Annotated in this window: 28 protein-coding genes and 1 tRNA gene; 16 read left to right on the top strand and 13 right to left on the bottom strand. The window is 65.2% G+C overall.

What is annotated here, in order from left to right; genetic code table 11:
• Nucleotides 1-18 precede the first annotated feature (18 nt).
• From VO57_016390 to VO57_016425, 8 genes are all read left to right on the top strand, one after another.
• The gene (locus tag VO57_016390; protein XBL69689.1) at nt 19-1,740 is read left to right on the top strand and encodes a von Willebrand factor type A domain-containing protein; all 1,722 of its coding nucleotides are present in this window, start codon (nt 19-21) and stop codon (nt 1,738-1,740) included.
• A 51-nt stretch (nt 1,741-1,791) separates the two neighbouring features.
• Nucleotides 1,792-2,532 (top strand): OmpA family protein, encoded by a 741-nt coding sequence (locus VO57_016395; protein ID XBL69690.1) that lies wholly within the window; start codon nt 1,792-1,794, stop codon nt 2,530-2,532.
• Nucleotides 2,533-2,711: 179 nt separating this feature from the next.
• The gene (locus VO57_016400) at nt 2,712-3,314 is read left to right on the top strand and encodes a hypothetical protein (GenBank protein XBL69691.1); all 603 of its coding nucleotides are present in this window, start codon (nt 2,712-2,714) and stop codon (nt 3,312-3,314) included.
• A gap of 129 nt (nt 3,315-3,443) precedes the next feature.
• Nucleotides 3,444-3,860, top strand: a complete 417-nt coding sequence (locus VO57_016405; protein XBL69692.1) for a response regulator — start codon at nt 3,444-3,446, stop codon at nt 3,858-3,860.
• A 94-nt stretch (nt 3,861-3,954) separates the two neighbouring features.
• Entirely contained in the window at nt 3,955-5,130 is a 1,176-nt protein-coding gene (locus VO57_016410; protein XBL69693.1) for an acyl-CoA dehydrogenase, read from the top strand.
• Nucleotides 5,131-5,305: 175 nt separating this feature from the next.
• Nucleotides 5,306-5,956: a maleylacetoacetate isomerase gene (gene maiA, locus VO57_016415; protein XBL69694.1), complete on the top strand. Its 651-nt coding sequence runs from the start codon at nt 5,306-5,308 to the stop codon at nt 5,954-5,956.
• Complete coding sequence (locus tag VO57_016420; GenBank protein ID XBL69695.1) at nt 5,953-6,963, top strand: fumarylacetoacetate hydrolase family protein; 1,011 nt, start codon at nt 5,953-5,955, stop codon at nt 6,961-6,963. The genes maiA and VO57_016420 overlap by 4 nt, the downstream gene beginning before the upstream one ends.
• 81 nt (nt 6,964-7,044) lie before the next feature.
• Nucleotides 7,045-7,590 carry a YetF domain-containing protein gene (locus VO57_016425; GenBank protein ID XBL69696.1) on the top strand — a complete coding sequence of 182 codons (546 nt, stop codon included), beginning with the start codon at nt 7,045-7,047 and terminating at the stop codon, nt 7,588-7,590.
• On the opposite strand, the gene VO57_016430 is transcribed toward VO57_016425, so the two are convergent.
• Entirely contained in the window at nt 7,578-9,599 is a 2,022-nt protein-coding gene (locus VO57_016430) for a TonB-dependent receptor (GenBank protein XBL71363.1), read from the bottom strand. The two genes, VO57_016425 and VO57_016430, sit on opposite strands and share 13 nt — an antisense overlap.
• Before the next feature lie 100 nt (nt 9,600-9,699).
• Between VO57_016430 and VO57_016435 the strand changes: the two genes are divergently transcribed.
• The 4 genes from VO57_016435 to VO57_016450 are packed head-to-tail and all read left to right on the top strand — an operon-like array spanning nt 9,700 to nt 13,933.
• Nucleotides 9,700-11,223, top strand: a complete 1,524-nt coding sequence (locus tag VO57_016435) for an NAD(P)/FAD-dependent oxidoreductase (GenBank protein ID XBL69697.1) — start codon at nt 9,700-9,702, stop codon at nt 11,221-11,223.
• Between the two features lie 7 nt (nt 11,224-11,230).
• Nucleotides 11,231-11,989, top strand: coding sequence for a molybdopterin-binding protein (locus VO57_016440; GenBank protein ID XBL69698.1), 759 nt, complete (start codon nt 11,231-11,233; stop codon nt 11,987-11,989).
• A gap of 58 nt (nt 11,990-12,047) precedes the next feature.
• Entirely contained in the window at nt 12,048-13,025 is a 978-nt protein-coding gene (locus VO57_016445) for a polysaccharide deacetylase family protein (GenBank protein ID XBL69699.1), read from the top strand.
• Nucleotides 13,025-13,933 (top strand): GNAT family N-acetyltransferase, encoded by a 909-nt coding sequence (locus tag VO57_016450; GenBank protein XBL69700.1) that lies wholly within the window; start codon nt 13,025-13,027, stop codon nt 13,931-13,933. The genes VO57_016445 and VO57_016450 overlap by 1 nt, the downstream gene beginning before the upstream one ends.
• 57 nt (nt 13,934-13,990) lie before the next feature.
• Here VO57_016450 and rplA read toward each other — a convergent pair whose 3' ends face one another.
• Together rplA and rplK are read right to left on the bottom strand one after the other, a co-directional pair.
• Entirely contained in the window at nt 13,991-14,686 is a 696-nt protein-coding gene (gene rplA / locus VO57_016455) for a 50S ribosomal protein L1 (protein XBL69701.1), read from the bottom strand.
• A 3-nt stretch (nt 14,687-14,689) separates the two neighbouring features.
• On the bottom strand, nt 14,690-15,121 hold the full coding sequence (gene rplK / locus VO57_016460) for a 50S ribosomal protein L11 (GenBank protein XBL69702.1): 432 nt from the start codon (nt 15,119-15,121) through the stop codon (nt 14,690-14,692).
• Nucleotides 15,122-15,609: 488 nt separating this feature from the next.
• On the opposite strand from rplK, the gene VO57_016465 reads away from it, so the two are divergent.
• Complete coding sequence (locus VO57_016465) at nt 15,610-16,374, top strand: type II CAAX endopeptidase family protein (GenBank protein XBL69703.1); 765 nt, start codon at nt 15,610-15,612, stop codon at nt 16,372-16,374.
• 10 nt (nt 16,375-16,384) lie between these two features.
• Here VO57_016465 and VO57_016470 read toward each other — a convergent pair whose 3' ends face one another.
• The 3 genes from VO57_016470 to secE are packed head-to-tail and all read right to left on the bottom strand — an operon-like array spanning nt 16,385 to nt 17,380.
• A complete protein-coding gene (locus VO57_016470) occupies nt 16,385-16,585 on the bottom strand; it encodes a hypothetical protein (GenBank protein XBL69704.1) in 201 nt (66 codons plus the stop codon).
• Nucleotides 16,586-16,605: 20 nt separating this feature from the next.
• Nucleotides 16,606-17,142, bottom strand: a complete 537-nt coding sequence (nusG, locus tag VO57_016475) for a transcription termination/antitermination protein NusG (GenBank protein XBL69705.1) — start codon at nt 17,140-17,142, stop codon at nt 16,606-16,608.
• Between the two features lie 16 nt (nt 17,143-17,158).
• Complete coding sequence (secE, locus tag VO57_016480; protein XBL69706.1) at nt 17,159-17,380, bottom strand: preprotein translocase subunit SecE; 222 nt, start codon at nt 17,378-17,380, stop codon at nt 17,159-17,161.
• A 240-nt stretch (nt 17,381-17,620) separates the two neighbouring features.
• Here secE and VO57_016485 point away from each other — a divergent pair, with 240 nt between their 5' ends.
• The gene (locus tag VO57_016485) at nt 17,621-19,144 is read left to right on the top strand and encodes an alanine/glycine:cation symporter family protein (GenBank protein XBL69707.1); all 1,524 of its coding nucleotides are present in this window, start codon (nt 17,621-17,623) and stop codon (nt 19,142-19,144) included.
• Between the two features lie 80 nt (nt 19,145-19,224).
• Here the strand turns inward: VO57_016485 and VO57_016490 are convergent, their stop codons facing one another.
• The 3 genes from VO57_016490 to VO57_016500 all read right to left on the bottom strand — a co-directional run bounded on the left by VO57_016490 (nt 19,225) and on the right by VO57_016500 (nt 20,126).
• Entirely contained in the window at nt 19,225-19,374 is a 150-nt protein-coding gene (locus tag VO57_016490; protein XBL69708.1) for a hypothetical protein, read from the bottom strand.
• A 196-nt stretch (nt 19,375-19,570) separates the two neighbouring features.
• Nucleotides 19,571-20,011 (bottom strand): VOC family protein, encoded by a 441-nt coding sequence (locus VO57_016495; protein XBL69709.1) that lies wholly within the window; start codon nt 20,009-20,011, stop codon nt 19,571-19,573.
• A gap of 39 nt (nt 20,012-20,050) precedes the next feature.
• A tRNA-Trp gene (locus tag VO57_016500) sits at nt 20,051-20,126 on the bottom strand.
• A gap of 118 nt (nt 20,127-20,244) precedes the next feature.
• Here VO57_016500 and aat point away from each other — a divergent pair.
• Nucleotides 20,245-20,931: a leucyl/phenylalanyl-tRNA--protein transferase gene (gene aat / locus VO57_016505; protein ID XBL69710.1), complete on the top strand. Its 687-nt coding sequence runs from the start codon at nt 20,245-20,247 to the stop codon at nt 20,929-20,931.
• On the opposite strand, the gene VO57_016510 is transcribed toward aat, so the two are convergent.
• The 4 genes from VO57_016510 to VO57_016525 form a co-directional block, all read right to left on the bottom strand.
• Nucleotides 20,874-21,395 (bottom strand): DUF2155 domain-containing protein, encoded by a 522-nt coding sequence (locus tag VO57_016510; GenBank protein XBL69711.1) that lies wholly within the window; start codon nt 21,393-21,395, stop codon nt 20,874-20,876. The genes aat and VO57_016510 overlap by 58 nt on opposite strands.
• Nucleotides 21,395-21,817, bottom strand: coding sequence for an NADH:ubiquinone oxidoreductase subunit NDUFA12 (locus VO57_016515; protein XBL69712.1), 423 nt, complete (start codon nt 21,815-21,817; stop codon nt 21,395-21,397). Before VO57_016515 ends, VO57_016510 begins: the two co-directional genes overlap by 1 nt.
• A gap of 94 nt (nt 21,818-21,911) precedes the next feature.
• The gene (locus VO57_016520) at nt 21,912-22,409 is read right to left on the bottom strand and encodes a DUF192 domain-containing protein (GenBank protein ID XBL69713.1); all 498 of its coding nucleotides are present in this window, start codon (nt 22,407-22,409) and stop codon (nt 21,912-21,914) included.
• Nucleotides 22,385-22,903 carry a RecX family transcriptional regulator gene (locus tag VO57_016525; protein XBL71364.1) on the bottom strand — a complete coding sequence of 173 codons (519 nt, stop codon included), beginning with the start codon at nt 22,901-22,903 and terminating at the stop codon, nt 22,385-22,387. The genes VO57_016520 and VO57_016525 overlap by 25 nt, the downstream gene beginning before the upstream one ends.
• 188 nt (nt 22,904-23,091) lie before the next feature.
• Between VO57_016525 and VO57_016530 the strand changes: the two genes are divergently transcribed.
• Nucleotides 23,092-24,843 (top strand): fatty acyl-AMP ligase, encoded by a 1,752-nt coding sequence (locus VO57_016530; protein ID XBL69714.1) that lies wholly within the window; start codon nt 23,092-23,094, stop codon nt 24,841-24,843.
• The last annotated feature ends 14 nt before the right edge of the window (nt 24,844-24,857 follow it).

The following is a 24,857-nucleotide window of genomic DNA, read 5'->3' on the forward strand; positions in this document are numbered from 1 at the left end:
ATCAAGGGGAGTTTGGTGATGGGAATGAAGAACGTCGCGGCGATCACGGTCGTCAGCCTGGCCCTGGCGGGCTGTGCAACCGCAGACAATGCCGACGAGATCGTCCTGACAGGCGCCAAGGCCGAGCGGTCGGCCGAAGTGCCGCCTCCGCCGCCTCCGCCTCCCCCACCTCCTCCGCCGCCCCCACCCCCGTCGCCTTCGGCGCAGGCCTTCGCCGCCCCCAGCGCGATCATGGTCACCGGATCGCGGATTTCGCGCGAGGAGGCCGACGCGACCGCGCAGCCGCAGACCACCTCGCCCGATCTGCGCTACGTGCCCTCGATCGTCATTCCGACCGTGCCCGACCGGGAGCGGTACGATGGCAAGGATGTGTCCGAGGTCGCGGTGACGCTGGAACAGCCGGTCTCGACCTTCTCGGTCGATGTCGACACGGGCGCCTATTCCAACGCGCGCCGGATGCTGACCGACGGCCAGATGCCGCCCAAGGGCGCGGTGCGGACCGAGGAGTTCGTCAACTACTTCCGCTACGACTATCCGCGCCCCACCAGCGCGCAGGATGCGCCCTTCACGGTCAACATGGATGTCGCACGCACGCCGTGGGATGCCGACACGCGGCTGGTCCGCATCGGTCTCGCCGGATACGAGGCTCCGAAGGCGGAGCGGCCTGCCGCCAACCTCGTCTTCCTGCTCGACGTATCGGGTTCGATGTCGAGCGCGGACAAGCTGCCGCTGGTGAAGACCGCGATGAAGACGCTGGTCGGCCAGCTGACGCCGAAGGATCGCGTGTCGATCGTAGTCTATGCGGGCGCGGCGGGCCTTGTGCTCGAACCGACCAGCGACTCGCGTGAGATCATGGCTGCGCTCGACCAGTTGCAGGCGGGCGGATCGACCGCCGGCGGTGCTGGGCTGGAACTGGCCTACAAGGTTGCCGAGGCAAGCAAGGTCGACGGGATCAACCGCGTGATCCTGGCCACCGACGGCGATTTCAACGTCGGCCTGTCGGACAACGACAAGCTGCTCGAATATGTCGAGGACAAGCGCAAGAACGGCATCGCGATGAGCGTGCTGGGCTTCGGGCGCGGCAATATCAACGAAGCGCTGATGGAGCAGATCGCCGACAAGGGTAACGGCAATTACGGCTACATCGACTCCGCGATCGAGGCGCGCAAGGTGCTCGGCGAACAGCTCGGCGCGACGCTCTACACCATCGCCAAGGACGTGAAGATCCAGGTCGAGTTCAACCCCGCAGTGATCAGCCAGTACCGCCTGATCGGGTACGAGAACCGCATCCTTCGCGAACAGGATTTTGATAACGACGCGGTCGATGCGGGCGATATCGGATCGGGCCACCAGGTCACCGCGATCTACGAGGTCGTGCCCGCGAATGCCGACGGCTGGATCGCCGAGCGCCGCTATCAGGACAAGATCCCGCAGGCGGCGAGCGACAAGGCAACCGAAGCCGCCTTCGTCAAGCTGCGCTACAAGCAGCCGGACGGTGACACTTCGACGCTGATCACCGAGGCGCTGCCCGCACGGATGCTGGCCGCCGCGCCCGCCCCCTCGGGCGACTTTGCCTTCGCCACCTCGGTCGCCGCCTTTGCCCAGAAGCTGCGCGGCGACACGCTGCTGGACGACTATTCCTACGATGCGATCCGTGCCTTGGCCGGGCCGCAGCGTGACTTCTACCGGCAGGAATTCCTCAAGCTGGTCGGCGTCGCCGAAGGGCTCGATCAGGAATAAGCCTGGCCCGCACGCTTGTCCTTTGGGGCAGGCACTGTCTATCGGGGTGGGGTGAGGAATCGTCCCATCCTGATTGTGATCGCCGGCGCGCTGCTTGTGTGCGCGCTGGCTCTGATCAGTGCCACGCAGACCGGTCCGGCTTTTGTCGGTCGCCTGGCGGCCGCTACCGCTGCCCTGCCCGATCAGCAGGGCGCGGGCCGCAAGGTTTCGGTCCGCTTCACCACCGCGCGTGGCTGGCCGACCCGTCACCCGATGCTGACCCCCGCGCGCGATCTGACCGAGCTTGAGCGCGCGCGCATAGCACAGGCCATCGCCGCAATTCCGGGCGTTGGCGGGGTCCACTGGACCGACGGCACGATGCTCGCCTCGGGCGACATGGATATCGAATCGCTGCGCTGCGAGAGCGAGCTGCTCGGCGTGCTGGCCGAACGCACGATCCGGTTCGAGGAATCCTCCGCCGAATTCATCCCCGGCAGCGAGGAACTGCTCGACGAACTGGCCACCGCGATGCGCCCCTGCGTGGGCGCGATCGTCGCGATTTCGGGCCACACCGACACCTCCGGCTCACCCAAGGTCAACCTCGCGCTGTCGCAGGATCGCGCGCAGATGGTCCGCCGCGAACTGATCGAGCGCGGGATTCCGGGGCAGAACCTGATCGCCAACGGCTTCGGCTCCTCGCGCCCGGTCGAAGGCCTGAGCCCGGCGGACCCGGCCAACCGGAGGATCGAGTTCCGCGTGGTCTCGATGGAGACCAGCCGTCCGACCCCGATCGACACCCCGGCAGCACGGTAGGGAGCAACGCGAAGAATGGCCATTTCCTTCGAACTCGTGCTGCTCGCGCTGGCCGCCTATGCCGTCGGCCTCGGGCTTGGCGCACTCGCCGCAGGCCTTTGGTCTTTGCGCAAGTGAGGCTTTCGCGTTAATGCGCGAGCAAGAATACGGCAAAAGACGCTAGAGAGGCTTAGCCCCACATGATTGAACTGATCGAGGCAAACTGGCTGCTGATCCTGCTGGCCGTGCTGGTCGGCTTCGTGGTCGCCTGGTTCCTGCTCTCGGGTTCGCGCAAAACCCGGATCACCCGCGAGGATACCGGCGATGAGCCGGGCGGCACGCGCCGTAACCAGGCGTTGATCGACGCGCCCCCCGCTGCAGCGAAGGACGCTGCACCGCCACCCCAGCCGGAGCCGGAGCCGCAGCCCGCCCCGTCTCCCGCACCGCCCCCGGTGCCCACCCCACGGGCCGAACCCGCTGCCGCAGCAACCTCGCTCGGCGGCGCAGGCGCGGCCGTGAACACCGGCGTTGCGCAGGAAGAGGCGGCGCAGGCAGCGCCCGAGGGTGCAGACGACCTGACCCGCCTCAAGGGGGTCGGGCCCAAGCTTGCCACGCAGCTGAACACGCTGGAGGTCACCTCCTTCGCGCAGATCGCGAGTTGGAGCGAGGCGGATATCGACCGGATTGACGACCAGCTGGGCCGGTTCAAGGGCCGCATCCGGCGTGACAACTGGATCGAGCAGGCCAAACTGCTCAGCGAAGGTGACACCGCCGCTTACGAGGCGCGCTTCGGCAAGCTCTGATTCTCCCCTCCCCCGGGCGCGCCGGGGGGCAAGTTTTCGCTTGCCATGCGGTGCGTTTTGGAACGATCATGGTTCAGGGTCGTTCTTTTGCATTCCGATCGTGCCGTGGCGATCGCGATGGGAGAATGTATGGACCAGCCTGTCATCCTGATCGCCGAAGACGAACCGATCGTCGGGCTGGACCTGTGCGACACGATTTCCGAGGCTGGCTACCTCGTCGAAGGCCCGCATGCCGATCTCAACTCGGCGATGCTCGCCTTTCAGAAGCGGCGGCCCGATCTCGCGATCCTCGACATTCGGCTGAACGACACGGTCGTCTATCCCTTCGCGGAAAAGCTGATCGCGGAGGATGTGCCGGTGATCTTCCATTCCGGCCACCTGCCGCTGGACGAGGTCGATGCGCGCTTCCCCGATGCGCCCGCGCTGTCCAAGCCTTGCCCGCCCGGCGAAATCCTCAGTCAGGTACATTCGACTCTGAATCCCTGCGATCAGGCCGCAGACGAGCCGATGATCGACGCCGCAACCCCGGACGCCCAGACCGTCTGATCGCGCCTCGGCGCAGGCAGGCGGGACGGCAGGGCTTGCCCGAGAGGGCGTCCCTTTGCCATGGGCTGCTGCACATCTACTAGCGAGCCCCGATATGATCCCCTTCGACGCCACCGACCCCTTCCGCCTCGACGACCAGCTGACCGAGGACGAGCGGATGATCCGCGAGTCCGCGCACGCCTTTGCGCAGAGCGAACTGCAGCCGCGCGTGATCGAGGCCTTTCGCGAAGAAACCAGCGCGCCCGAACTCTTCCCGCTGATGGGCAAGGCGGGCCTGCTGGGCGCGACCATTCCGGAGGAATATGGCGGCGCGGGCGCGGGCTACGTCGCCTATGGCCTGATCGCGCGGGAGATCGAGCGGGTCGATAGCGGCTACCGCTCGATGGCCAGCGTGCAGTCGAGCCTGGTGATGTACCCGATCCACGCCTTCGGCAGCGAAGAGCAGAAGAAGAAATACCTCCCCGGCCTCGCCAGCGGCGAACTGATCGGCTGCTTCGGCCTCACCGAGCCCGATGCAGGTTCGGACCCGGCGGGGATGAAGACGGTCGCCAAGAAGGATGGCGACGACTACGTCATCTCGGGCAGCAAGACGTGGATTTCCAACTCGCCCTTCGCCGACGTGTTCGTCGTCTGGGCCAAGAGCGAGGAACACGGCGGTGCCATTCGCGGCTTCGTGCTCGAAAAGGGCATGGAAGGCCTCTCCGCGCCCAAGATCGAAGGCAAGATCTCGCTGCGTGCGAGCACCACGGGGATGATCATGATGGACGAGGTGCGCGTGCCCGCATCCGCCATGTTCCCCGAAGTGCAGGGCCTCAAGGGTCCGTTCAACTGCCTCAACCGCGCACGCTACGGCATTTCGTGGGGCGCGATGGGTGCTGCCGAATTCTGCATGGACGCGGCGAAGCAATACGGGCTCGACCGGCAGCAGTTCGGCGTGCCGCTCGCCAGCAAGCAGCTCTACCAGCTCAAGCTCGCCGACATGCTGACCGAGATTGCGCTCGGGCTTCAGGCGAGTTTGCGCGTCGGGCGCCTGATGGACGAGGGCAACTGGTCGCCGGACATGGTCTCGATCGTGAAGCGCAACAATGTCGGCAAGGCGCTGAACATCGCGCGCGTCTCTCGCGACATGCATGGCGGCAACGGCATCAGCGAAGAATATCAGGTGATCCGCCACATGGTGAACCTGGAGACGGTCAACACCTACGAGGGCACGCATGATGTCCACGCGCTGATCCTGGGCCGCGCGATCACGGGCATTCCGGCATTCTGAAGACCGCCTGTCCTACATGCGCCAGCCGTGCGATAGGCGGGGAATGCAGCCCTCCCCGCCCGCACTGACCGAGACCGGCAAGGGTTCGGAACAGGAGGCCGGTTTTTCGTCTTAGGACTGTGTGTCAGGTGTGTCAGGGCCGCGAACCCAGCGGCCCGGCGCAGGAGAGGATGAGATGAAACTCTACGGCTATTTCCGCAGCTCCACGAGCTACCGCCTGCGGCTCGCGCTGCAACTGAAGGGCCTCGAATACGAGAATTGCCCGGTCAATCTGGTCGAAGGCCAGCAGAAAGGCGAAGCCTTTGCCGGTCGCAACCCGTTTGCGACGGTTCCCATGCTGGAGGCCGACGGCAAGGACCGCGTGCAGTCGATGGCGATCATCGAATGGCTGGACGAGGCCTACCCTGAAAACCCGCTGCTGCCCGCCGATATCGAACAGCGCTACCTCGCGCGCGAACTGGCCTATGCCATCGCGACCGAGCTGCACGCGCCGCTCAACCTGCCGGTGCTGAAGTATCTCAAGAGCGAATACGGGCAGGATCAGGACGGCGTGAACATGTGGTATCGCCACTGGCTCGCGCGCACATTGCAGCCGATCGAACGACGGCTTGCGCAGCTGAACGCCGGCGACTTCCTGTTCGACAAGCCCGGCTTCTTCGAAGTCGTGCTCATGCCGCAGATCTACAACGCACGCCGCTTTGGCTACGATTTCTCAGCTGCGCCGCACACAACCCGGATCGAAGCCGCCTGCCTCGCATTGGATGAAGTGCAGCGGGCGCACCCCGACAACCAGAACGACACCCCCGAAGGAGAGACAGTCCAATGAAACTCGCCACGCTCAATGACGGAACGCGCGACGGCAAGCTGGTGGTCGTCTCGAAAGACATCACCCGCTACTGTGCGGCGGACAATATCGCGGCGACCATGCAGGACGCGCTCGACGACTGGGCCAATATCGCGCCCAAGCTTGAAGCGCTCTACCGCGATGTGAACAACGAAGCCGTTCCCTGCGAACGCTTCCACGAGCGCGAGGCGCATTCGCCGCTGCCGCGTGCGTACCAGTGGGCCGATGGCAGCGCTTACATCAACCACGTCGAACTGGTACGAAAGGCGCGCGGTGCCGAGGTGCCCGAAAGCTTCTACCACGATCCGCTGATGTATCAGGGCGGCAGCGACGACTTCCTGCCCCCGCGCGCCGACATCCCGCTCAAGGACACGAGCTGGGGCTGCGACATGGAAGGCGAGATCGCCTGCATCACCGACGACGTGCCGATGGGCGTTTCTTCGGACAAGGCAGCCGACCACATCAAGCTGCTGATGCTGGTCAACGACGTAAGCCTTCGTGGCCTGATCCCTGGCGAACTGGCCAAGGGCTTCGGCTTCTTCCAGTCCAAGCCCGCGACTGCCTTCAGCCCCGTATGCGTGACGCCCAACGAGCTGGGCGATGCGTGGAAGAATGCCGTGATCCAGCTGCCGCTGATGGTCGACTATAACGGCGATCCCTTCGGCCGCGCCGATGTGGGCCAGGATGCGACCTTCAGCCTCGCCGATCTGGTCGCGCATGCGGCCAAGACGCGCAATCTGGGCGCGGGCTGCATCATCGGTTCGGGTACGATCTCCAACCAGGGTCCCGATGGCGATCCCGGCAAGCCGGTCAGCGAAGGCGGCAAGGGTTACTCCTGCATCGCGGAAATCCGGATGATCGAAACCATCGCCAGCGGCGAGGCCAAGACGCGCTTCATGCACCCGGGCGACACGGTGAAGATCTGGATGGAAGACGAGAAGGGCCACTCGATCTTCGGCGCGATCGAGCAGAAGGTCGTCGACGCCTAGGAGTTCATCCGCCTCCCGTTCCCGGTGAGCTTGTGGCGCACCGGGAATGTCCTTTCTCCGTCGACCACAGGAGGCACGCACATGTTCTTCGACGATACAACCTACGACCTGATCGCGCGCGGGACGATCCTGACCGCGATCGGGATCGTCTATGTCATCGCGCTGACCCGCATCGTCGGCCTGCGCAGCTTTTCCAAGATGACGAATTTCGACTTCGTCATCACCGTCGCCAGCGGCACCGTGCTCGCCGGGATGGGCCGCGCGACCGACTGGCAGGGTTTTGCGCAGGCAGCGGTGGTCATGTTCGCGCTGTTCGCGGTGCAGCTGCTGATCGCGAAAATTCGCAAGAAATCCGAGACGTTCGAGGAGACGATCCAGAACGATCCCGTGCTGCTGATGATCGACGGCCGGTTCTGTACCGAAGCGATGAGCAAGACCCGCGTGTCACGATCCGACATCATCGCCAAGCTGCGCGAATCGAACACGATGAGTTTCGACGATGTGCGCGCGGTGGTGCTGGAGACCACCGGCGATATCTCGGTGATGCACGGGGACAACCTCGACCCAGCAATCCTCGAAGGCGTGGACGACGTGCGCGATCCCTCGCCCGAACTTCAGAAGCCGTAACGAACCCCAGCCCACAGCGTACGCGGCGCGCCAAGGTCCAGATCGCCGCCATCGTTGCGGGTGACGATAGTCTCGTCGAACAGGTTCTCGGCCCGCAGCACGAGATCGAGCTGTCCTACAAGCGGTAGCTGTGCATAGGCCCCCAGCGTGGTGAAGGCGGGCAGCACATCGGTTTCAAGGTCGTCCTCGAACTGATCGCCTACATGGCGCAGCGAGAGCGCGATCCGGGTCCGGTCCGAAGGGGTGTAGGCGATGCTCGCCGCCGCCATCCAGCGCGGGCTTTGCGGCGGGCGGTTGCCGTCGAGCGCCAGCGACGCCCCCTCGCCCTCGATGCGCGGGTCGGAGTGGCTCACGCTGCCGTCAAAGCGGATCGGCCCCCGCGCCACACGCAGTCCGGCTTCGACCCCGCGCGTCTCGATCGCGGGCAGGTTGCGCCGCTGGCGCAGGTTCGGGCCAAGCGTAACGTTGGCGATCGCGTTCTCCAGCCGGTTGTCGAACGCGGTCAGCGATAGCGCGACCCCTTGGAGCGGTCGCCAGTCGAGCCCCAGCTCGACCCCGCGCAGCTCCTCGTTGGCGAGGTCGGCATTGGCCTGCGTCACCACGGGGAAGACAACGAAGGGACGGTACAGCTCGTTCAGGGTCGGCAACCGGAGCCCGCTATAGGCCGCCGCCCGCAGGTCGAGCGAAGGCGTCGCCCGCAGCAGCGCACCGCCGCGCCAGCTCAGCGTCCAGTCGCTGCGGTCGGCGAAGGCAGTGTCGGTCACCACTACGCCGGCCGCGTTGCTCTCGCGGTAGAAGCCGTCGGCGATCACCGTCCGATCGGCACGCAGCCCGCCGGTCAGGACCAGCTGCCCTACTTCCCAGTCGTCCTCTACGAAGATCCCGAGATCGCTGGTGACCCCGCCTGCACGCCGCCGCGCAGTGACCTGCCCGGTAAACGCACTGATCGGGGTCTCCTGCAATTCTCCCGACGCCCGGCGATAGTCGATCCCGACGCGCAAAGTATGCGCATCGCCAACGGGCGGGCGGACCTCGATCTTGCCCCCCAGCCCGGTCGAGGGCGTGTTGCGCTGGTCGAGTACGGGGACGAACCGGCTCGAACTGACGATCAGGTTGGAGAAATTGCGTGCCTGCACATAGCCCAGCGCATCCACCTGCCAGCGCCCGCGCCCGACCAGCCGGACCGAATAATCCTGCCCACTCGCCGAACTGTCCGCCCCGTCGAAGCGCAGCGTGCGCGCATCGTCGAACGCCAGCACCCGCGCTTGCAGTTCCAGATCACTCGCCAGCGGCACCACCGCGCGCAGCTGGCCCGAGACGCTGTCGAACCGCGCGGGCACGCTGGCAGCTACGCGCTGGTCTTCGGGGGCCGTGTAGAACCCCGGCCCGCGATCCCAACGGACCGCGCCGGTCGCGTAGCCTTCGCCAAGCGCTTGAGAAAACGAGCCCGCCGCCTCGGTCCCACCGCGATCATTCACCAGCACGCTCGCGCCCAGCGGGGCCTGCATCTCGGGCGACAGGCTCTCGATCGCGATCGTCCCCGCCAAGGCACCTGCGCCGAACGGGCCGGAACCGCCCCCGCGCGTCACCGCGATCCGCCCGACCTGTTCGGGCAGCAGCGCGGCGAAGGGGATGTAGCCGAAGAACGGGTCCGCCACCGGCACCCCGTCGAGTGTCACCAGCGCGCGGCTGGTCGCGTTGCCACCGAGCGCGCGCAAGGTCACGCCCTGTGCGGTCGGGTTGGAGGATCGGCTGTCCGAGCGGCGGAATTGCTGGAAGCCTGCGACGCCTGCCAGCGCCTCCTCGATCCGGCCCGACGGAGTGCCCAGCACCTCCTCCCGGGTGATCTCGACCGTCCCATATGCAGGCGCTGCGGGGGTCTCCTCCAGCCCGCGCCCAGTGACCACGATCACCGTGTCCTGCGCGCCATCGGTCGCCTCCTGCGCCAGTGCGGGCGTGGCAAGGCCAGCGGTGGCCAGAAGAACGAAGCGGAGCGGGTTGCAGGGCATGTTCAACGCCCTAGCCACGATGCGCAGCGGCGTCAGCCACCCTCTCGCCATCGGGCGGATCATGCGATAGGTTGCGAACAAAGACGGAGAGCGATGGGCGATGGATAGTAGTGACACCAATTTCGACGTGCTGATTGTCGGCGCGGGCATTTCCGGCATCAGCATGGCCGCCCATCTGGAAGCGCAATGCCCGGACAAGCGCTACGCCATCCTCGAGAGGCGCGAGCGGTTGGGCGGGACCTGGGATCTGTTTCGCTACCCCGGCGTGCGCTCGGACAGTGACATGCATACGCTGGGCTTCGTGTTCGAGCCCTGGCGGCACGAGAAGAGCATCGCCGACGGATCCTCCATCCTCGAATACCTCAACCGCATCGTCGACGAGCGCGGCATTCGCGAGAACATCCGCTTCGGGCTGAAGGTGGAGAGCGCGGATTTCGACAGCAGCACCGCGCGCTGGATCGTCACCGTCGTAACCGCCGAAGGCGAGCACAAGCGGCTGACCGCGAATTGGCTCTATCTCGGTTCGGGCTATTACGATTATGACGAACCCTACGACCCCGGCTTCGAGCTGGGCGAATTCGAGGGCGAAGTGGTCCACCCGCAGTTCTGGCCAGAAGACCTGCCCTACGAGGGCAAGCACGTGGTGGTGATCGGATCGGGCGCGACCGCGGTGACGATCGTGCCCGCGATGGCAGGCAAGGCGGCCAAGGTGACGATGCTCCAGCGCACGCCCACCTGGATGTTCAGCCGCCCCGCGCGCGACGGGCTCGCCAATTTCCTGCGCAAGGTCCTGCCCGAGGAAACCGCCTACAGGATCACCCGCTGGAAAAACGTGGTCATGCAGGACATCGGCTTCAAGCGCGCGCAGAGCCAGCCGGAGAAGGTCAAGGAGTTCCTGACCAAGAAGATGCAGGAACATCTGGGCGACAAGTACGACGAGGCAGCTTTCACCCCGCCTTACGATCCGTGGGATCAACGCCTGTGCCTGGTGCCCGATGCGGACCTGTTCGAGGCGATCAAGAATGGGCAGGCCGAGGTCGTCACCGGGCGCATCGCCCGCTTCGCAAAGGACGCGGTGGTGCTGGAGGACGGGCGGGAGATTCGCGCGGACATCGTCGTTACCGCGACCGGGCTGAAGCTGGCCGTGGCAGGCAAGATCGCGATCTCGGTTGACGGGGAGGCGGTCGATTTCTCGCAGCGCTATTACTACAAGGGGTGCATGTTCTCGAACCTGCCCAACCTCGCGGTGGTGTTCGGCTATCTCAACGCCAGCTGGACTTTGCGCGCGGACCTCAACGCGGCCTATGTGTGCGATGTGCTGAACATGATGGACGCCAAGGGCATGGACATCGCGGTGCCCGCTCTCTCGGCGGCAGACGAGGCCGCGCTGGAGGAGGACGACATCTTCGATTTCTCGTCCGGCTACATCCAGCGCTCAAAGGCGATCATGCCGAAGAACGCGGTCGGCTTCCCGTGGCGGCTCAACCAGGACTACCGGGTCGACCGCAAGCAGATGAAGAGCGATCCGGTCGACGATGGTATCCTGCACTTCCGCGCGCTGCCCCACGCCCCGGCGAGCGACGCCGCACCCGCCCGGACGACCACCGCCGGCAGCACCACCTGAGAGCATTATGAGCGAACGTATCTGGACCGCGGGGCTGGTCGTCATCGGCGACGAGATCCTCTCCGGCCGCACCCATGACAAGAACATCGCGCAGGTCGCCGCATGGCTGCAGGTTCAGGGCATCCGCCTGGCCGAGGTGCGGGTGGTGCCCGACGTGCAGGACCGGATCGTGGAGGCGGTGAACGCGCTGCGCAGCGCCAACGACTACCTCTTCACCACCGGCGGGATCGGGCCGACCCATGACGACATCACGGTGGACGCAGTTGCCGCCGCCTTGGGGCGCGAGGTGGTGATCCACCCCGAAGCGCGGGCGATCCTCGAACGCTATTACACGGACAAGCCGGGCGGCCTGACCGAAGACCGGCTGCGCATGGCCCGGGTGCCCGAAGGGGCCGAACTCATTCCCAACCGCATGTCCGGCGCGCCAGGGATCAGAATCGGCAGCGTATTCCTGATGGCCGGCGTGCCGCACATCACCGCAGGCATGCTCGACGCGTTGACCGGCACGCTTGAAGGCGGTGCCCCGCTGCTCAGCGAAACGATGGGCTGCTGGACCGCCGAGAGCGAGGTTGCGGGCCTGCTGCGCAAGATCGAAAAGGCGCACGAGGATTGCCAGATCGGCAGCTACCCGTTCTTCCGCGAAGGCAAGGTCGGCGCGAACTTCGTCATCCGGTCGACCGATGCGCAAGCGCTGGCGGCATGCGCAAAGGACCTGCGCGACAGCCTGAGCGAGGCAGGCCACGCGCCGGTCGCGGGCGGGATTTGACGCCGCAAGGGCGACGCGAACCCCGTCTTAACCGAAACGTGGCTAACCTGCGCATGCCATGACCAGCGTCTACCTCACCATCGACACCGAGTATTCGGCCGCCCTGCCGCATCGGCCATGCCGGGTCGATCGGGCGGAGAACTTCGCGCGATCGATCGCATGCATCACACCCGATGGGCCTGCCGGGATCACCCACAAGCTGGAGTTGCTGGAGCAATACGGCCAGCGCGCGGTGTTCTTCGTCGATCCGATGCCTGCGCTGATCTGGGGCGTTGGCGCGATCGAGGATGTGGTCGCACCAATCCTCGCCGCAGGGCAGGAGGTGCAGTTGCGTTGCCACACCGAGTGGCTTGGGCTGGCCCCGGCAGGCGGACCATTCGACGGACTGGCCGGACGCAATATCAAGGACTTCGCGTTCGAGGAGCAATGCCGCATCCTCGAATGGGCGCGCGACACGCTGGTGGCGGCAGGGGCTCCGGTGCCAGTCGCCTTCCGCGCGGGCAATTATGGTGCGAACCGCGATACCCTGCGCGCGCTCAACGAGATAGGATTGCACTACGACAGCAGCCATACCCCTGGCATCTCCGATGGTGACAGCGCACTCGACCTGCGCGCAACCGACACCCAGCCGCTGCTCTACGAGGGCATTGTCGAAGTGCCGGTGTCCTGCGTCGGCGATATCGGCGGCGGTGTTCGGCATGCGCAGATCACCGCGCTTTCGCTGAAGGAGATGGAGGCAGCTCTGCTCCATGCCCGCGACGGGCGGATGACCTGCTTCACCATCGTTTCGCACAGTTTCGAGCTTATCAACCGCCGCAGCCTCGCGGTGAACAAGGTCGTGCGCAATCGCTTCGAGGGGTTGTGCCGCTTCCTTGCAGAGACCGATGGTCTGTGGACCGCAGACTTTAACCAGTCGCCCCCGGTCAGGGTCTTCCGGCGCTCGGAGATGCCCCGCCCGGTCCCGGCCAGCGCGTGGACGGTGGGCCTGCGCTATGCCGAACAGGCGGTTTCGAACACGCTCTACGGCGCGCAGTAATGGCCGCCGAGCCGGTCCAGATCGCCTTCACGCTGGGCGCGCGGCGGCTGTTCTCGGCCAGGCGCATGCTCACGCCGCTGGCCTTTTCACTCGAAGACGCGCTGGTAGGGCGCACGCCTGACCACGCAAACGCGACTGCCGACGGAGTACGTGTCCTGTCCGCGCCGGTGGCCATGGCAGACACAATCGCGGCGCGCTTTCCCGGTCATATCGTGGGCGCACGCGAGGATTTCCGCCGCCACTACATCGCGATGGACGGCAGTTTCGACGAATACCTCACCCGTTTTTCGGGCAAGACGCGAAGCACGCTGCGGCGCAAGTCGCGCAAGTTCGCGCAGGCCGATGGCGGCACGCTCGATGTGCGCAGCTATTGCACGCCGGAGGAGGTCGCGCGCTTTCTCGATCTGACTCTGCCGCTGTCGGAAAAGACCTATCAGGCGCGGCTGCTCGATGCCGGGCTGCCCGATAGCGAGCAGGCGCGGGCCACGATGCTGGCCGATGCTGCGGCTGACCGGATGCGGTGTTTCCTGCTGTTCCTGCATGGCGAGCCCGTCGCGTACCTGTCGCTGCCGGTGCGCGGGGACACGCTGGTCTATGCCCATCTCGGCTATGATCCCGCGCATGCAGGGCTGTCCGCCGGGACGGTGCTGCAGATGGAGGCACTGCGGATGCTGTTCGAGGAAGAGCGCTTCCGTTTCTTCGATTTCACCGAGGGGGAAGGCGCGCACAAGGCGCTGTTCGGCACACACGCCATTGCCTGCTGTTCCTTCGTGCTGCTGCGACCGACCCTCGCCAACCGCATGCTGCTGGGTGCGCGGGCCGGTTTCGATGCGGGCGTGGCCCGGGGCAAGGTGCTGGTGCAGGGCAATCGCTCGCTGGCTTCGGCGCGCAGGCTGCTCAAGGCATAGCAAAAGGCCGGAGCGTTTCCGCCCCGGCCTCCTGAAATTTCCAGTGAAGTAAAAGGCTTACGCGCCTTCGACTTCGCTCAGGTCGATCTTCAGACCCGGGCCCATCGAGGAGGTCAGGGTGACCTTCTTGAGGTACTTGCCCTTCGCGCCCGACGGCTTCGCCTTGACGATCGCGTCGGTGAAGGCCTTGAAGTTGGTCTTCAGCTCTTCGTCCTTGAACGACAGCTTGCCGAGGCCGGAGTGGATGATGCCCTGCTTTTCCACGCGGAATTCGACTTGGCCGCCCTTGGCGTCCTTCACGGCCTGTTCCACGTTCGGGGTCACGGTGCCCAGCTTCGGGTTCGGCATCAGGCCCTTGGGGCCCAGCACCTTACCGAGACGGCCGACGACACCCATCATGTCCGGCGTTGCGATCACGCGGTCGTAATCGAGATTGCCGGCCTGCATGTCTTCCATCAGGTCTTCGGCGCCAACCTTGTCGGCACCGGCGGCCAGAGCCTTGTCGGCGTTGTCGCCCTTGGCGAACACCGCGACGCGCACGGTCTTGCCCGTGCCCGACGGCAGCGAAACCATGCCGCGGACCATCTGGTCGGCGTGGCGCGGATCGACGCCGAGGTTCATCGCGACTTCGACGGTCTCGTCGAACTTCGCCTTGTGCTCGCGCAGCGTCGAAAGCGCTTCGTCGAAGGTGTACAGCTTTTCGGCGTCCAGCTTCTCGGCCAGCGTCTTCTGCTTCTTGCTCAAAGTAGCCATCGGTTAGCCCTCCACCACTTCGATGCCCATCGAACGGGCGGAACCGGCGATGATCTTGACCGCTTGGTCGATGTCGTTCGCGTTGAGATCCTTCATCTTGGTCTCGGCGATCTCGGCCAGCTGGCTGGTCTTGATCGAGCCGATGATGTTCTTGCCCGGCTCCTTCGAGCCCGACTTGATCTTCATCGCCTTCTTGATGAGGAAGCTGGCGGGCGGCGACTTCGTGACGAAGGTGAAGCTGCGATCCGCATAGACCGTGATCTTGGTCGGGATCGGAGCGCCCTTTTCAAGGTCCTGCGTCGCGGCGTTGAACGCCTTGCAGAATTCCATGATGTTCACGCCGCGCTGACCCAGCGCAGGGCCGATCGGCGGCGAGGGGTTGGCGGTGCCGGCGGGCACCTGAAGGTTGATGTAACCTTCGATCTTCTTGGCCATGAGAGGCCTCCTTTTCTCACTGTCGCGTAGCGATTTCGCACCACGCTCATGGTAAGCGGTGAGCGGCGATCCAGGGATCGCCTCCCGCATGGGGTTTTCCAAAGCTGTGCTCGGGAAGCGGCGCAGATAGCGATTTTGCCGCGAAATGCAAGCGATTCGCGGCCGGGAAAGCCATTGCTCCGAGGCGTTAGCAGCCCGGTTCAGGCAAGGGCTTCTGCCCCGGCGACAGGGTGACACGTGTCACCCATGTGTCACCCTGGACCAACCTTGGACCGATCCGCTCCAAGGCCCTGACAATCGAACCTTTTCCCAAGCCGCGCTTCACCCTGGGGTGACACATCGACACCGTTGCAGGCGTCTTTTTCCGAACCGCGATCGTCCCTGAAGGAACACCGCGCCGATCATTGCAGAGCGTGTCGAAGTAGGAAAGCCGCCGGGGCCAGCGGGCGGTTGCGAAACCGCAGGCAATCCTACACGTATAGGACTAGATGAAGCAGCGCTCCCTCGCCAGAAACCGCCTTCGCCGCCTCAGCTGGCTGCGGTTCGTGCTTCAGCTTGCCACCGTCGCCGGGGTTTACCTTGGCGTCTCGGTCGCAGTGCCCTTCGCCTTTCTGCTGGCGAGCGGCGGGGACGCGCAGAATTTCGTGATGACCAATCCCATGCTGCTGTCCAGCGCAGTGCTCAGCATGCTCGCCGCGCTGATCGTGGCGCGCGCCTGGCTGGCATCCGACGGTTGCCTGCGCCACGCGTGGAGCATCCGCCCGCCGGTCAATCCGCGGCGCACGCTGGGGCTGGCGGCGCTGGGCCTGGGAGGCATCGTCGCGCTGTTCGGACTGGGCGGGATGGCGATCGATGCGCTGGACCTGCCCAAGGTCGACATTTCGATGATTACCGATCTGGCAACGGCCGGCCCGGTCAGCTTCGCGCTGTGGATCGTGCTGGTCGCGTGGTTTGCCGCAGGTTTCGGCGAAGAACTGCTCTATCGCGGGTTCCTGATGGACCGGCTGATGCGACTGCGCGGAATGCGTGGTGCGAAGTGGCCCGCCGCGATCATCCAGGCCGCGATCTTCGGGCTGGCGCATCTCTATCAGGGGCTTGGCGGGGTGCTGGTGACCGCGACGGTCGGGCTGTTCCTCGCTTGGCTGCGGATCGCCAATCGCGGCAATCTGTGGGCCTGCATCCTCGCCCACGCGGCAGTCGACACGCTGATGCTCAGCCTTGCCTACAGCGAGAGCCTGGGCTGGCTGAGCTAGCCGGGCAGCTTCAGGAATGCCGGAGTTCGGGCCGCCCCAGTTCGTGGCGCGGAATCTGCATCCCCTTGGTCCGGCTGGTCAGATGGAACTGGTGACACAGCTCGCAGCGATAGGCTCGCAGCGTGAACGGTGCGGCCTGCGCCACCCGTTCGGCAGCCTCACGGCTGGCAAAGCGTTTCTTGCGATTGCAGATGCCGGGCCGCGTCTTCATCCAACGCGCCCGGCGGCGGCTTACTTGACCAGTTCGACCTGTTCGAAGTCGAGTTCGACCGGGGTCGCACGGCCGAAGATCGAGACCGAGACCTTGACCTTAGACTTGTCGAAATCGAGTTCCTCGACCACGCCGTTGAAGCTGGCGAAGGGCCCATCGAGCACCTTGACCTGATCGCCGATCTCGTAATCGATCGAAACCTGCTGCTTGGGTGCAGCCTTCGCCTCTTCCACCCCGCCGAAATAGCGCGCGGCCTCTTTCTCGGAAATCGCCTGCGGCTTGTTGCCCGCGCCGAGGAAGCCGGTGACCTTGGGCGTGTTCTTGACCAGGTGATAGATATCGTCGGTCATGTTCAGCTTGGCCAGCACGTAGCCGGGCATGAACTTGCGTTCGACCTGAACCTTCTTGCCGCGCTTGAGCTCGGTCACGGTCTCGGTCGGGACTTCGACCTCTTCGACCCCTTCGGAAAGGCCGAGGCGCTCAGCCTCGGAGATGATCGCGTCGCGAACCTTGTTCTCGAAACCGGAATAGGCGTGAATGATGTACCAGCGTGCCATTGATTGTCTGCGGGCCTCAGGCGAGCGTGAGAAGGAAGCGGACGACGGCGCCGAAGAGCGTATCGATACCGAGGAAGAAGAGCGAAAGGATCAGCACCAGGATGCTGACGAAGATCGCGGTCTGGACCGTCTCCTGACGGGTCGGCCAGACGACCTTGCTCGTCTCTGCCTTGACCTGATTGAAGAATTCGCCGGGAGATGTCCTGCGCTTCTTCGTTTGGGCTTTGCTTTCGGCCATGTCCGCCGTTTCCACCTGATGAGTGTCGAACCAGAATTTCGCGTCTCTTCCGGGAAGCCGGGATCGCCTTCATGATCGGCTGATCGTGAGGGCGGGTCTGCGGCTTCGATGTCGAGAGACCCGGTCGCATCTAGGCCCGCTCACGCGCAAACGCAAGCACCGGGGAAAATGCGTTGCGCTGCCCGGCACGCGGTTATAGCCTCCCGCGCTTCAAGGGACGCATCAGGGGGAAATTCGAATATGGCTGCGGATCCGCAGATGACGCTGGACGAGCGACTGCTCGGCCCGGTGACCAATGTCGCAGATTTTATCTGGGGCGGAACCTGGGACGGGGTAGAGGTGCTGCCCTTCCCGCCGCTAGCGATCGTGCTGCTGGGCGCAGGCCTGTGGTTCATGATCGGCCTCAGGTTCTATCCGATCACCAACCTAGGATCGGCGGTGAAAAACCTGTTCGCTGGCCGCAAGAAAGGCGGCGCGGGCGAGATTTCGCCGTTCGCCGCGCTCTCCACCGCGCTTTCCGGTCAGGTCGGCACGGGTAACCTCGCCGGGGTCGCGACCGCGATTGCGCTGGGTGGCCCCGGCGCGATCTTCTGGATGTGGGTCACCGCATTGTTCGGCATGGCGCTGGCCTTTGCCGAGGGCGCGCTGGCGATCCGTTATCGCGAAACCACCAGCGAAGGCACCTATCGCGGCGGCCCGATGAGCTACATCATGATGGGTCTGGGCCCCAAGTGGACCTGGCTCGCGGTGTTCTTCTGCATCGGCACGCTGATCAGCGGTCTGGTGACCGGCAACGCGATTCAGGCGAACGCGGTCGCCGACGGCTTGAACGAACTGTTCGGCATTCAGGAATGGCTCGGCGGGCTGATCGTCGCGATTCTGGTCTTCATCGTCATCATCGGCGGGATCAAGTCGATCGGCCGCGTCGCCGAAAGCGTCGTGCCGATCATGGCGCTGGCCTATATCGTGATGGCGATCATCGCGATCATCCTGAACATCCAGGACATCCCGGAAACCTTCAGCCGCATCTTCGGCGGTGCGTTCAACGTGCAGTCGGCCAGCGGCGGCTTCGTCGGCGCGGCGGTGATCCTCGCGATCCGGGCGGGCGTGGCACGCGGCCTGTTCTCGAACGAGGCCGGCCAGGGCTCCACCCCGATCGCGCACGCCGTTGCGCAGACCGATGATCCGGAGTTCCAGGGCCGCATGGCGATGCTGGGCACCTTCATCGACACGATCGTGATCTGCACCATGACCGCGCTGGTGATCCTGACGGTGGAAGGCAACTTCACCCACGCCGGCCAGCCGGTGCTGCATGCGTGGCAGGCCGACCTCGACGGGTTCGCGGTGACCAGCGGCGCGTTCGCCGCCGCCTTCCCCTTCGCGATCGGCAGCATCCCGCTGGGCACGCTGGTGGCCAGCCTCGCGCTGCTGCTGTTCGTGTTCACCACGCTGCTGACCTGGAGCTATTACGGCGAGCGGGCGATCACCTTCCTCTACGATCGCATTCCCGGATCGACGCTGGGCGGGGAGAAGATCCTCCACATGATCTGGCGAGTGCTGTGGTGCGTGGGCATCTTCATCGGTGCGAGCCGCGAGAGCGACCTGATCTGGCGCATGGGCGACATCGCCAACGCGCTGATGGTGCTGCCCAACCTGCTCGGCCTGTTGCTGCTCTCGGGCGTGGTCTTTGCGCTGGCCCGCGGCAACCGGACGGCGGGCAAGGACTTCCACGCGGACACGCCGGAAGAGCCCGAGGAATACTAGCGGGAAATCTCACCCCACAGGGAAAAGGGCCGGAGCGCAGCCAAGCGCTCCGGCCCTTTTCATTTGGGTTTTCGCGATTCTCAGATCGCGCCGAAAAGCCGTTCCCAGAAGGTCGGCTGGTGCATCGGCTGGATCTTGCCGTACTTCATCATCCGCATCGTTGCGTCGGTGTGCGGCTGAGGGGTGGTCCAGCTGTCCGGACGGCTGCTACGAAAAGGCATGCTCGACATTGGTCAACTCCTGATTGGGGCACGGAAGTGCATCATGCCGCGAAAAATGCACGCCTCGTGAGTCCCGTTCCCGAGATTGCTGTGGGAACAAAAGGGAGCGATCGCGAACCACGCTCAAGCCCAGCGATTCCGCAGGGTTCCCCGGCAACCTCGATTTTTCGGATGTGTGGCAATCGGGGCGCAATGCCCGATGAGGCTACCAAGTGCCGGTGTTTTCCATCGACGCCCACGGCTCTTGCGGGGGCAGCGATTCGCCCTTCTGGAGCAGCTCGATCGAAATTCCGTCGGGCGACCGGATGAAGGCCATGTGCCCGTCGCGCGGGGGGCGGTTGATCGTCACCCCGGCGGAGCGCAACCGCTCGCAGGTCGCGTAGATATCGTCCACGCGGTAGGCGAGATGGCCGAAATTGCGGCCCCCGCTATATTCTTCCGGGTCCCAGTTATAGGTCAGCTCGACCGTCGGCGCCTTGTGCTCACGCGCGCGTTCCTCGTCGCCGGGAGCGGCCAGGAACACCAGCGTGAAACGACCCGCCTCCACTTCCGTACGCGCAACCTCGACCAGGCCAAGCTTGCCGCAGAAGAAATCGAGCGATTCGTCGAGATCGCTCACCCGGATCATCGTGTGGAGGTATTCCATCGTCGCGATTCCCCGCTTGGCTGACGGTAGAGAAGGGAATGGCAGGGGCGAAGGGACTCGAACCCATGACCCTCGGTTTTGGAGACCGATGCTCTACCAACTGAGCTACACCCCTGCAGGCGGATGCGCGCTCTAGGGCGCAGGCGACGGATTGGCAAGCACCTTGCGCGTCCAGTGTATTATCTCGCGCATCTTATGGCATGCGATGGCCTGTGCTAGAATAACAGGTGACCATGCTGCCGATCGTCCCCCCTCCGGTCCTGCTCTCCGCCTACGCCCAGGGCCTGTTCCCGATGGCGGAAAGCCGCCGCGATCAGGATATCTTCTGGGTCGAACCGCGCGAGCGCGCAATCATTCCGATCGGCGGCTTTCACTGTTCGCGCTCGCTCGCCCGCACGATCCGGCGCGATGTCTTCACCATCACCGTCGATTCGGATTTCGCCGGCACGATCGTCGAATGCGCAGCCCCGCGCGCTGATGCGGAGGACACCTGGATCAGCGGACGGATCGCGGCGAGTTACCAGCGGCTGCACGAGGTCGGCCATGCGCACTCGATCGAGTGCCGTCAGAATGGCGAGCTGGTCGGCGGGGTGTACGGAGTCGCGTTCGACCGGGTGTTCTGCGGAGAAAGCATGTTCAGCCGCCGCACCGACGCGTCCAAGGTTGCGCTCGGCTGGCTACTGGCGTTGCTGGAGCGCGCCGGATGCGAGCTGTTCGACTGCCAGTTCATGACCGGCCATCTCGCCTCGCTCGGCGCGATCCCGATCCCGCAGTCCGAATATCTGGAACGGCTCCACGCCGCACACGGGCCGCAGCGGCTGAGCCTGCCGCAGGCGCTCGCCGAAGTGCAGGCCGAGGCGGCTCAGTCTTCCTCTTCACCCGGGAAGCTCATCGCGCAGCTTTTGACCCAGACATCGTAGATCGGGTGTTCGACCACGTTGAGGCTGGGCGAATTGCGGAACAGCCAGCCCGAGAACACCTTGTTCCAGCTCCGCTCCGTCTCCGCGCCGCGCCGCTCGCGCACGAACACCTGCACGAAGGCGCCTTCGTCCTGCGGTAGCTCCCACGGGGTGGTCTTCTCGCAGGCGCGCAGGCGAATCACCACATCGCCCACCCGAGTCGCCTCACCCGGCTTCATCTCGAAGTCGCGGCTGACATTGTTGCGCTTGTTGAGCAGGCCGATCGTCGCCACCCGCTCGGCCATCGGCGTACCGATATCCTCGCCATCAGGCCGGCTGGTCGCGGTGCCGCCCTTGGCCAGCTCTTCGGGAACCTCGGTCTCGATCGGGGTGGGATCGGGCGTTTCGGAGTTGCACGCCGCCAGGGTCAACACGGACAGCGGCAGTGCAGCCAGCAGCAGGGAAACAGGCCTGCGCATGGTCATTACTCGCCCGGAGTCCACGCCTCGTAATCGCCGGTCGCACGCGCGCGCCGACCGCCGCGTTCCAGCGCGCCGCTGGGCAGGTAGGCCTGCGCCGATCCGGTGGCGTTGGGGGAATAGTCCGCTTCCCAGATGCGCGGCGGGGGCAGATGGCTCTCGGGCACATCCTCGCCCGCACCGTGCAGCCAGCCGTGCCATTCCGCGGGCACGCGGCTGGCATCATTGGCGCCATCGTAGATCACCCAGCGCCGCTCGGTACCGGTGTACGACCCTGCGGTGGGCGTATGCTTCCGCTTCGCCTTGGCGCGATAATACTTGTTGCCGAACGCGTCGGTGCCGACGTGTTCGCCATTGCGCGAGGTAAACAGCGCGGTGCCGATGGTCGCGCCATCCCACCAGGTGAAGATCTTGCCGAGGATGTTCATTGCGGTTGGCGGACTAGCGCAAGCCCGGTGCCGGGCCAAGCCGCTTTCACACGTGGTCTGCACTCGGCCCTGCATTCTGCCCGGCCACTCGCCCCTACCACTCTACCGCGTCGCCCGGCCCGATCCCCAGCTCCGCCGCGCGTCCGCCGGGAATCTCCAGCACGGCGGAGGTCGGCCCCAACGCGCTGACGCTGTCGAGCGAATAGGGCGTGGTCTCAGCGGCGATGTTGATGATCTTGCGGTCCTGCCCGATAAAAATGATGTCCAGCGGGAGCGGGGTGTTCTTCATCCAGAAGCTGGCGACATCGCCCTGACGCGGGAAAATCATCGCCTCGTCGGGCCCCAGCTGGGTGCGGAACATCAGCCCGCGGGCCTGCTCCTCCTGCGTTGCCGCGACTTCGGCAGCGAAGCGATGCTCACCCTTGCCAGTCGAAATGGTGACCGGGACGATCTCCAGTCCCGACTCAGGATGGACCGTCTGCTCCGACGCCGCGCTCGCGCCGGTCGCCTGCGAATCGGTTGCGGTCTGCGGCGAACAGGCTGCCATCAGCAGCATCGCCGCCCCGCTCAGTACCCAGCGTCCGATGCCCATTCCTCTGCCTCTTGCTCGCTCGCGGCGTCGATCAGCGCCCGCGCAGTGTCGAAATCATGGCCCGCGCGCACCAGCGCGGCAAGCTGCTTCTCGCGCCCCTTGGGATCGTTCGGGCGCTCCCCGAACGGGCCCAGCCGCCGCCTGCGGGCGAAGGCCAGCGCGGCGGCGCGGCCTTCCGCCTCGCTCGGCTCCACGCCTTCCAGCGACTCGGTATCTACGCCGGCATGGTGCAGCGCCTGGCTCACCCGCCGCGCGCCATAGCCGCGCCTGAGCAGGTCGCGCGTGCGCACTTCTGCAAAGACCTCGTCGTTGACGTAACCGAGCTCGACCAGCCGCTCGACCAGTTCGTCAAGATCGGGTTCATCATCCCCCGCCCATCCCCGCTGGCGCAACTTGCGTTGCAGATAATGCTTGAGTCGGGCCGCAGTGGTCGCGTAGCGGCCTGCATAGCCAAGCGCGAGATCGCGCAGCGAAGTGCCGTCCAAAGGCGGCACAGGCTTTCGCTGGCGTCGCGAAGTCTGGTGGGGTTCGCCCATGGGACATAATGATGCCACACTCCTTGAGGATTGGAACCGCCCTCATGAAGGGATTGATGAAAGTTAATGCTGGCACGACCGCCCCAGACCACGCGCATTCGCGCCAGATCTCTTCACGGTTCGGATAACGGGTGACGATAACCCCTATGCTCAAAGAACAACTGGCTCCCACGCCCAATGATTGCGCGCTGCCGCGCCGTCGTGCCGATTTCGCCACCTTCAGCGAGGCTATCAATTACGCGGCGCGCAGCGAGAAGGGCCTCAACTTCCACGACATGCGCGGCACGCTGGAGCGGGCCTATACCTACCGCGAAATGCGCGCCGACGCGCTGGAGATGGCGCAGCGGCTGGTCGCATCGGGGATCGAGCCGCAGGATCGCGTCGCGCTGATCGCGGAAACCTCGCCCGAATTCGCCGCGCTGTTCTGCGCCTGCATCTATGCCGGGGCCTGGCCCGTTCCGCTGCCCCTGCCGACCGGCTTCGGCGGCAAGGACGGCTATATCGATCAGCTGGTGGTCCAGCTGCAAAGTTCCGACCCCAAGATCCTGATCTATCCGCCCGAAATCGACGAGATGGCGAAGGCCGCAGCGGACCGGCAGGGCTGCGAGGGGATCGACTGGGACAGCTTCGCAACCCGCGACAAGGCGGATGCCGAGCTGCCGCAGGTCAACCCGGAAGACATCTGCTACCTGCAGTATTCCTCCGGCTCGACCCGCTTCCCCACGGGGGTCGCGGTGACCCACAAGGCGCTGCTGCACAATCTCTACGGCCATTCGAGCGCGATGGACCTTGGCACCAATGATCGCGTGGTCAGCTGGCTGCCGTGGTATCACGACATGGGGCTGGTCGGCTGTTTCCTCAGCGTGATCGCCAACCAGGTCTCGATCGACTATCTCAAGACCGAGCATTTCGCGCGCCGTCCGCTCGCCTGGCTCGATCTGATCAGCCGCAACCAAGGCAACACGCTGTCGTACTCGCCGACCTTCGGTTACGACATCTGCGCGCGCCGCATTTCCAGCCAGAGCGATGTCGGCAACCGCTTCGACCTGTCGCGCTGGCGCACCGCGGGCAACGGCGCGGACATGATCCGGCCCGACGTGATGCAGAACTTCGTCAACGCCTTTGCCGATGCGGGCTTCAAGGCATCCGCCTTTACCCCGAGCTATGGCCTGGCAGAGGCGACGCTGGCGGTCACCGTGATGCCGCCGGGCGAAGGCATCCGGGTCGAGCTGGTCGAGGAAGAGCGCCTTTCTGGCGCGCGCCGCAATCTCAACCGGCCCGCCCGCTATCGCGCGATCGTCAATTGCGGCAGGCCGCTGCCCGACATGGAGGTCGAAATCCGTGGCGAGGGTAACGAGATCAAGTCCGACCACCAGATCGGCAAGGTCTGGTGCCGCGGCCCCAGCATCATGCATTCCTACTTCCGCAATCAGGAAGCGACCGAGGAATGCCTGATCCCGAGCGATGACGGCAAGGGCTCCTGGCTCGATACCGGCGACATGGGCTACATGGCCGACGGCTACCTGTTCATCGTCGGCCGGGCGAAGGACATGATCATCATCAACGGCAAGAACCACTGGCCGCAGGATATCGAGTGGGCGGTGGAGCAGCTCCCCGGCTTCAACCACGGCGACATCGCGGCCTTCTCTGTCGAGCGTGAGGATGGCGAGGAGGCACCAGCCGTGCTGGTCCACTGCCGCGTCTCCGACCCCGAGGAACGCCGCGTGCTGCGCGAGCGGATTCGCGAGAAGGTACAATCGGTCACCGGGATGCAGTGCCTGGTCGAACTGGTGCCGCCGCGCACCCTGCCGCGCACCTCGTCGGGCAAGCTCAGCCGCGCGAAGGCGAAGCGGCTGTACCTCTCCGGCGAAATCCAGCCCTACAGCCTGGCGGCCTGACCCCTAACCCGGCG

It is taken from the genome of Citromicrobium bathyomarinum (assembly GCA_001306305.2).
GTDB classification, from domain to species: domain Bacteria; phylum Pseudomonadota; class Alphaproteobacteria; order Sphingomonadales; family Sphingomonadaceae; genus Alteriqipengyuania; species Alteriqipengyuania bathyomarina.

Coding starts and splice junctions, on each gene's coding strand:
- VO57_016390 (XBL69689.1), top strand. CDS start 19: ATGGGAATGAAGAACGTCGCGGCGATCACGGTCGTCAGCCTGGCCCTG.
- VO57_016400 (XBL69691.1), top strand. CDS start 2,712: ATGATTGAACTGATCGAGGCAAACTGGCTGCTGATCCTGCTGGCCGTG.
- VO57_016405 (XBL69692.1), top strand. CDS start 3,444: ATGGACCAGCCTGTCATCCTGATCGCCGAAGACGAACCGATCGTCGGG.
- VO57_016410 (XBL69693.1), top strand. CDS start 3,955: ATGATCCCCTTCGACGCCACCGACCCCTTCCGCCTCGACGACCAGCTG.
- maiA (XBL69694.1), top strand. CDS start 5,306: ATGAAACTCTACGGCTATTTCCGCAGCTCCACGAGCTACCGCCTGCGG.
- VO57_016420 (XBL69695.1), top strand. CDS start 5,953: ATGAAACTCGCCACGCTCAATGACGGAACGCGCGACGGCAAGCTGGTG.
- VO57_016425 (XBL69696.1), top strand. CDS start 7,045: ATGTTCTTCGACGATACAACCTACGACCTGATCGCGCGCGGGACGATC.
- VO57_016430 (XBL71363.1), bottom strand. CDS start 9,599: ATGCCCTGCAACCCGCTCCGCTTCGTTCTTCTGGCCACCGCTGGCCTT.
- VO57_016435 (XBL69697.1), top strand. CDS start 9,700: ATGGATAGTAGTGACACCAATTTCGACGTGCTGATTGTCGGCGCGGGC.
- VO57_016440 (XBL69698.1), top strand. CDS start 11,231: ATGAGCGAACGTATCTGGACCGCGGGGCTGGTCGTCATCGGCGACGAG.
- VO57_016445 (XBL69699.1), top strand. CDS start 12,048: ATGACCAGCGTCTACCTCACCATCGACACCGAGTATTCGGCCGCCCTG.
- VO57_016450 (XBL69700.1), top strand. CDS start 13,025: ATGGCCGCCGAGCCGGTCCAGATCGCCTTCACGCTGGGCGCGCGGCGG.
- rplA (XBL69701.1), bottom strand. CDS start 14,686: ATGGCTACTTTGAGCAAGAAGCAGAAGACGCTGGCCGAGAAGCTGGAC.
- rplK (XBL69702.1), bottom strand. CDS start 15,121: ATGGCCAAGAAGATCGAAGGTTACATCAACCTTCAGGTGCCCGCCGGC.
- VO57_016465 (XBL69703.1), top strand. CDS start 15,610: ATGAAGCAGCGCTCCCTCGCCAGAAACCGCCTTCGCCGCCTCAGCTGG.
- VO57_016470 (XBL69704.1), bottom strand. CDS start 16,585: ATGAAGACGCGGCCCGGCATCTGCAATCGCAAGAAACGCTTTGCCAGC.
- nusG (XBL69705.1), bottom strand. CDS start 17,142: ATGGCACGCTGGTACATCATTCACGCCTATTCCGGTTTCGAGAACAAG.
- secE (XBL69706.1), bottom strand. CDS start 17,380: ATGGCCGAAAGCAAAGCCCAAACGAAGAAGCGCAGGACATCTCCCGGC.
- VO57_016485 (XBL69707.1), top strand. CDS start 17,621: ATGGCTGCGGATCCGCAGATGACGCTGGACGAGCGACTGCTCGGCCCG.
- VO57_016490 (XBL69708.1), bottom strand. CDS start 19,374: ATGTCGAGCATGCCTTTTCGTAGCAGCCGTCCGGACAGCTGGACCACC.
- VO57_016495 (XBL69709.1), bottom strand. CDS start 20,011: ATGGAATACCTCCACACGATGATCCGGGTGAGCGATCTCGACGAATCG.
- aat (XBL69710.1), top strand. CDS start 20,245: ATGCTGCCGATCGTCCCCCCTCCGGTCCTGCTCTCCGCCTACGCCCAG.
- VO57_016510 (XBL69711.1), bottom strand. CDS start 21,395: ATGACCATGCGCAGGCCTGTTTCCCTGCTGCTGGCTGCACTGCCGCTG.
- VO57_016515 (XBL69712.1), bottom strand. CDS start 21,817: ATGAACATCCTCGGCAAGATCTTCACCTGGTGGGATGGCGCGACCATC.
- VO57_016520 (XBL69713.1), bottom strand. CDS start 22,409: ATGGGCATCGGACGCTGGGTACTGAGCGGGGCGGCGATGCTGCTGATG.
- VO57_016530 (XBL69714.1), top strand. CDS start 23,092: ATGCTCAAAGAACAACTGGCTCCCACGCCCAATGATTGCGCGCTGCCG.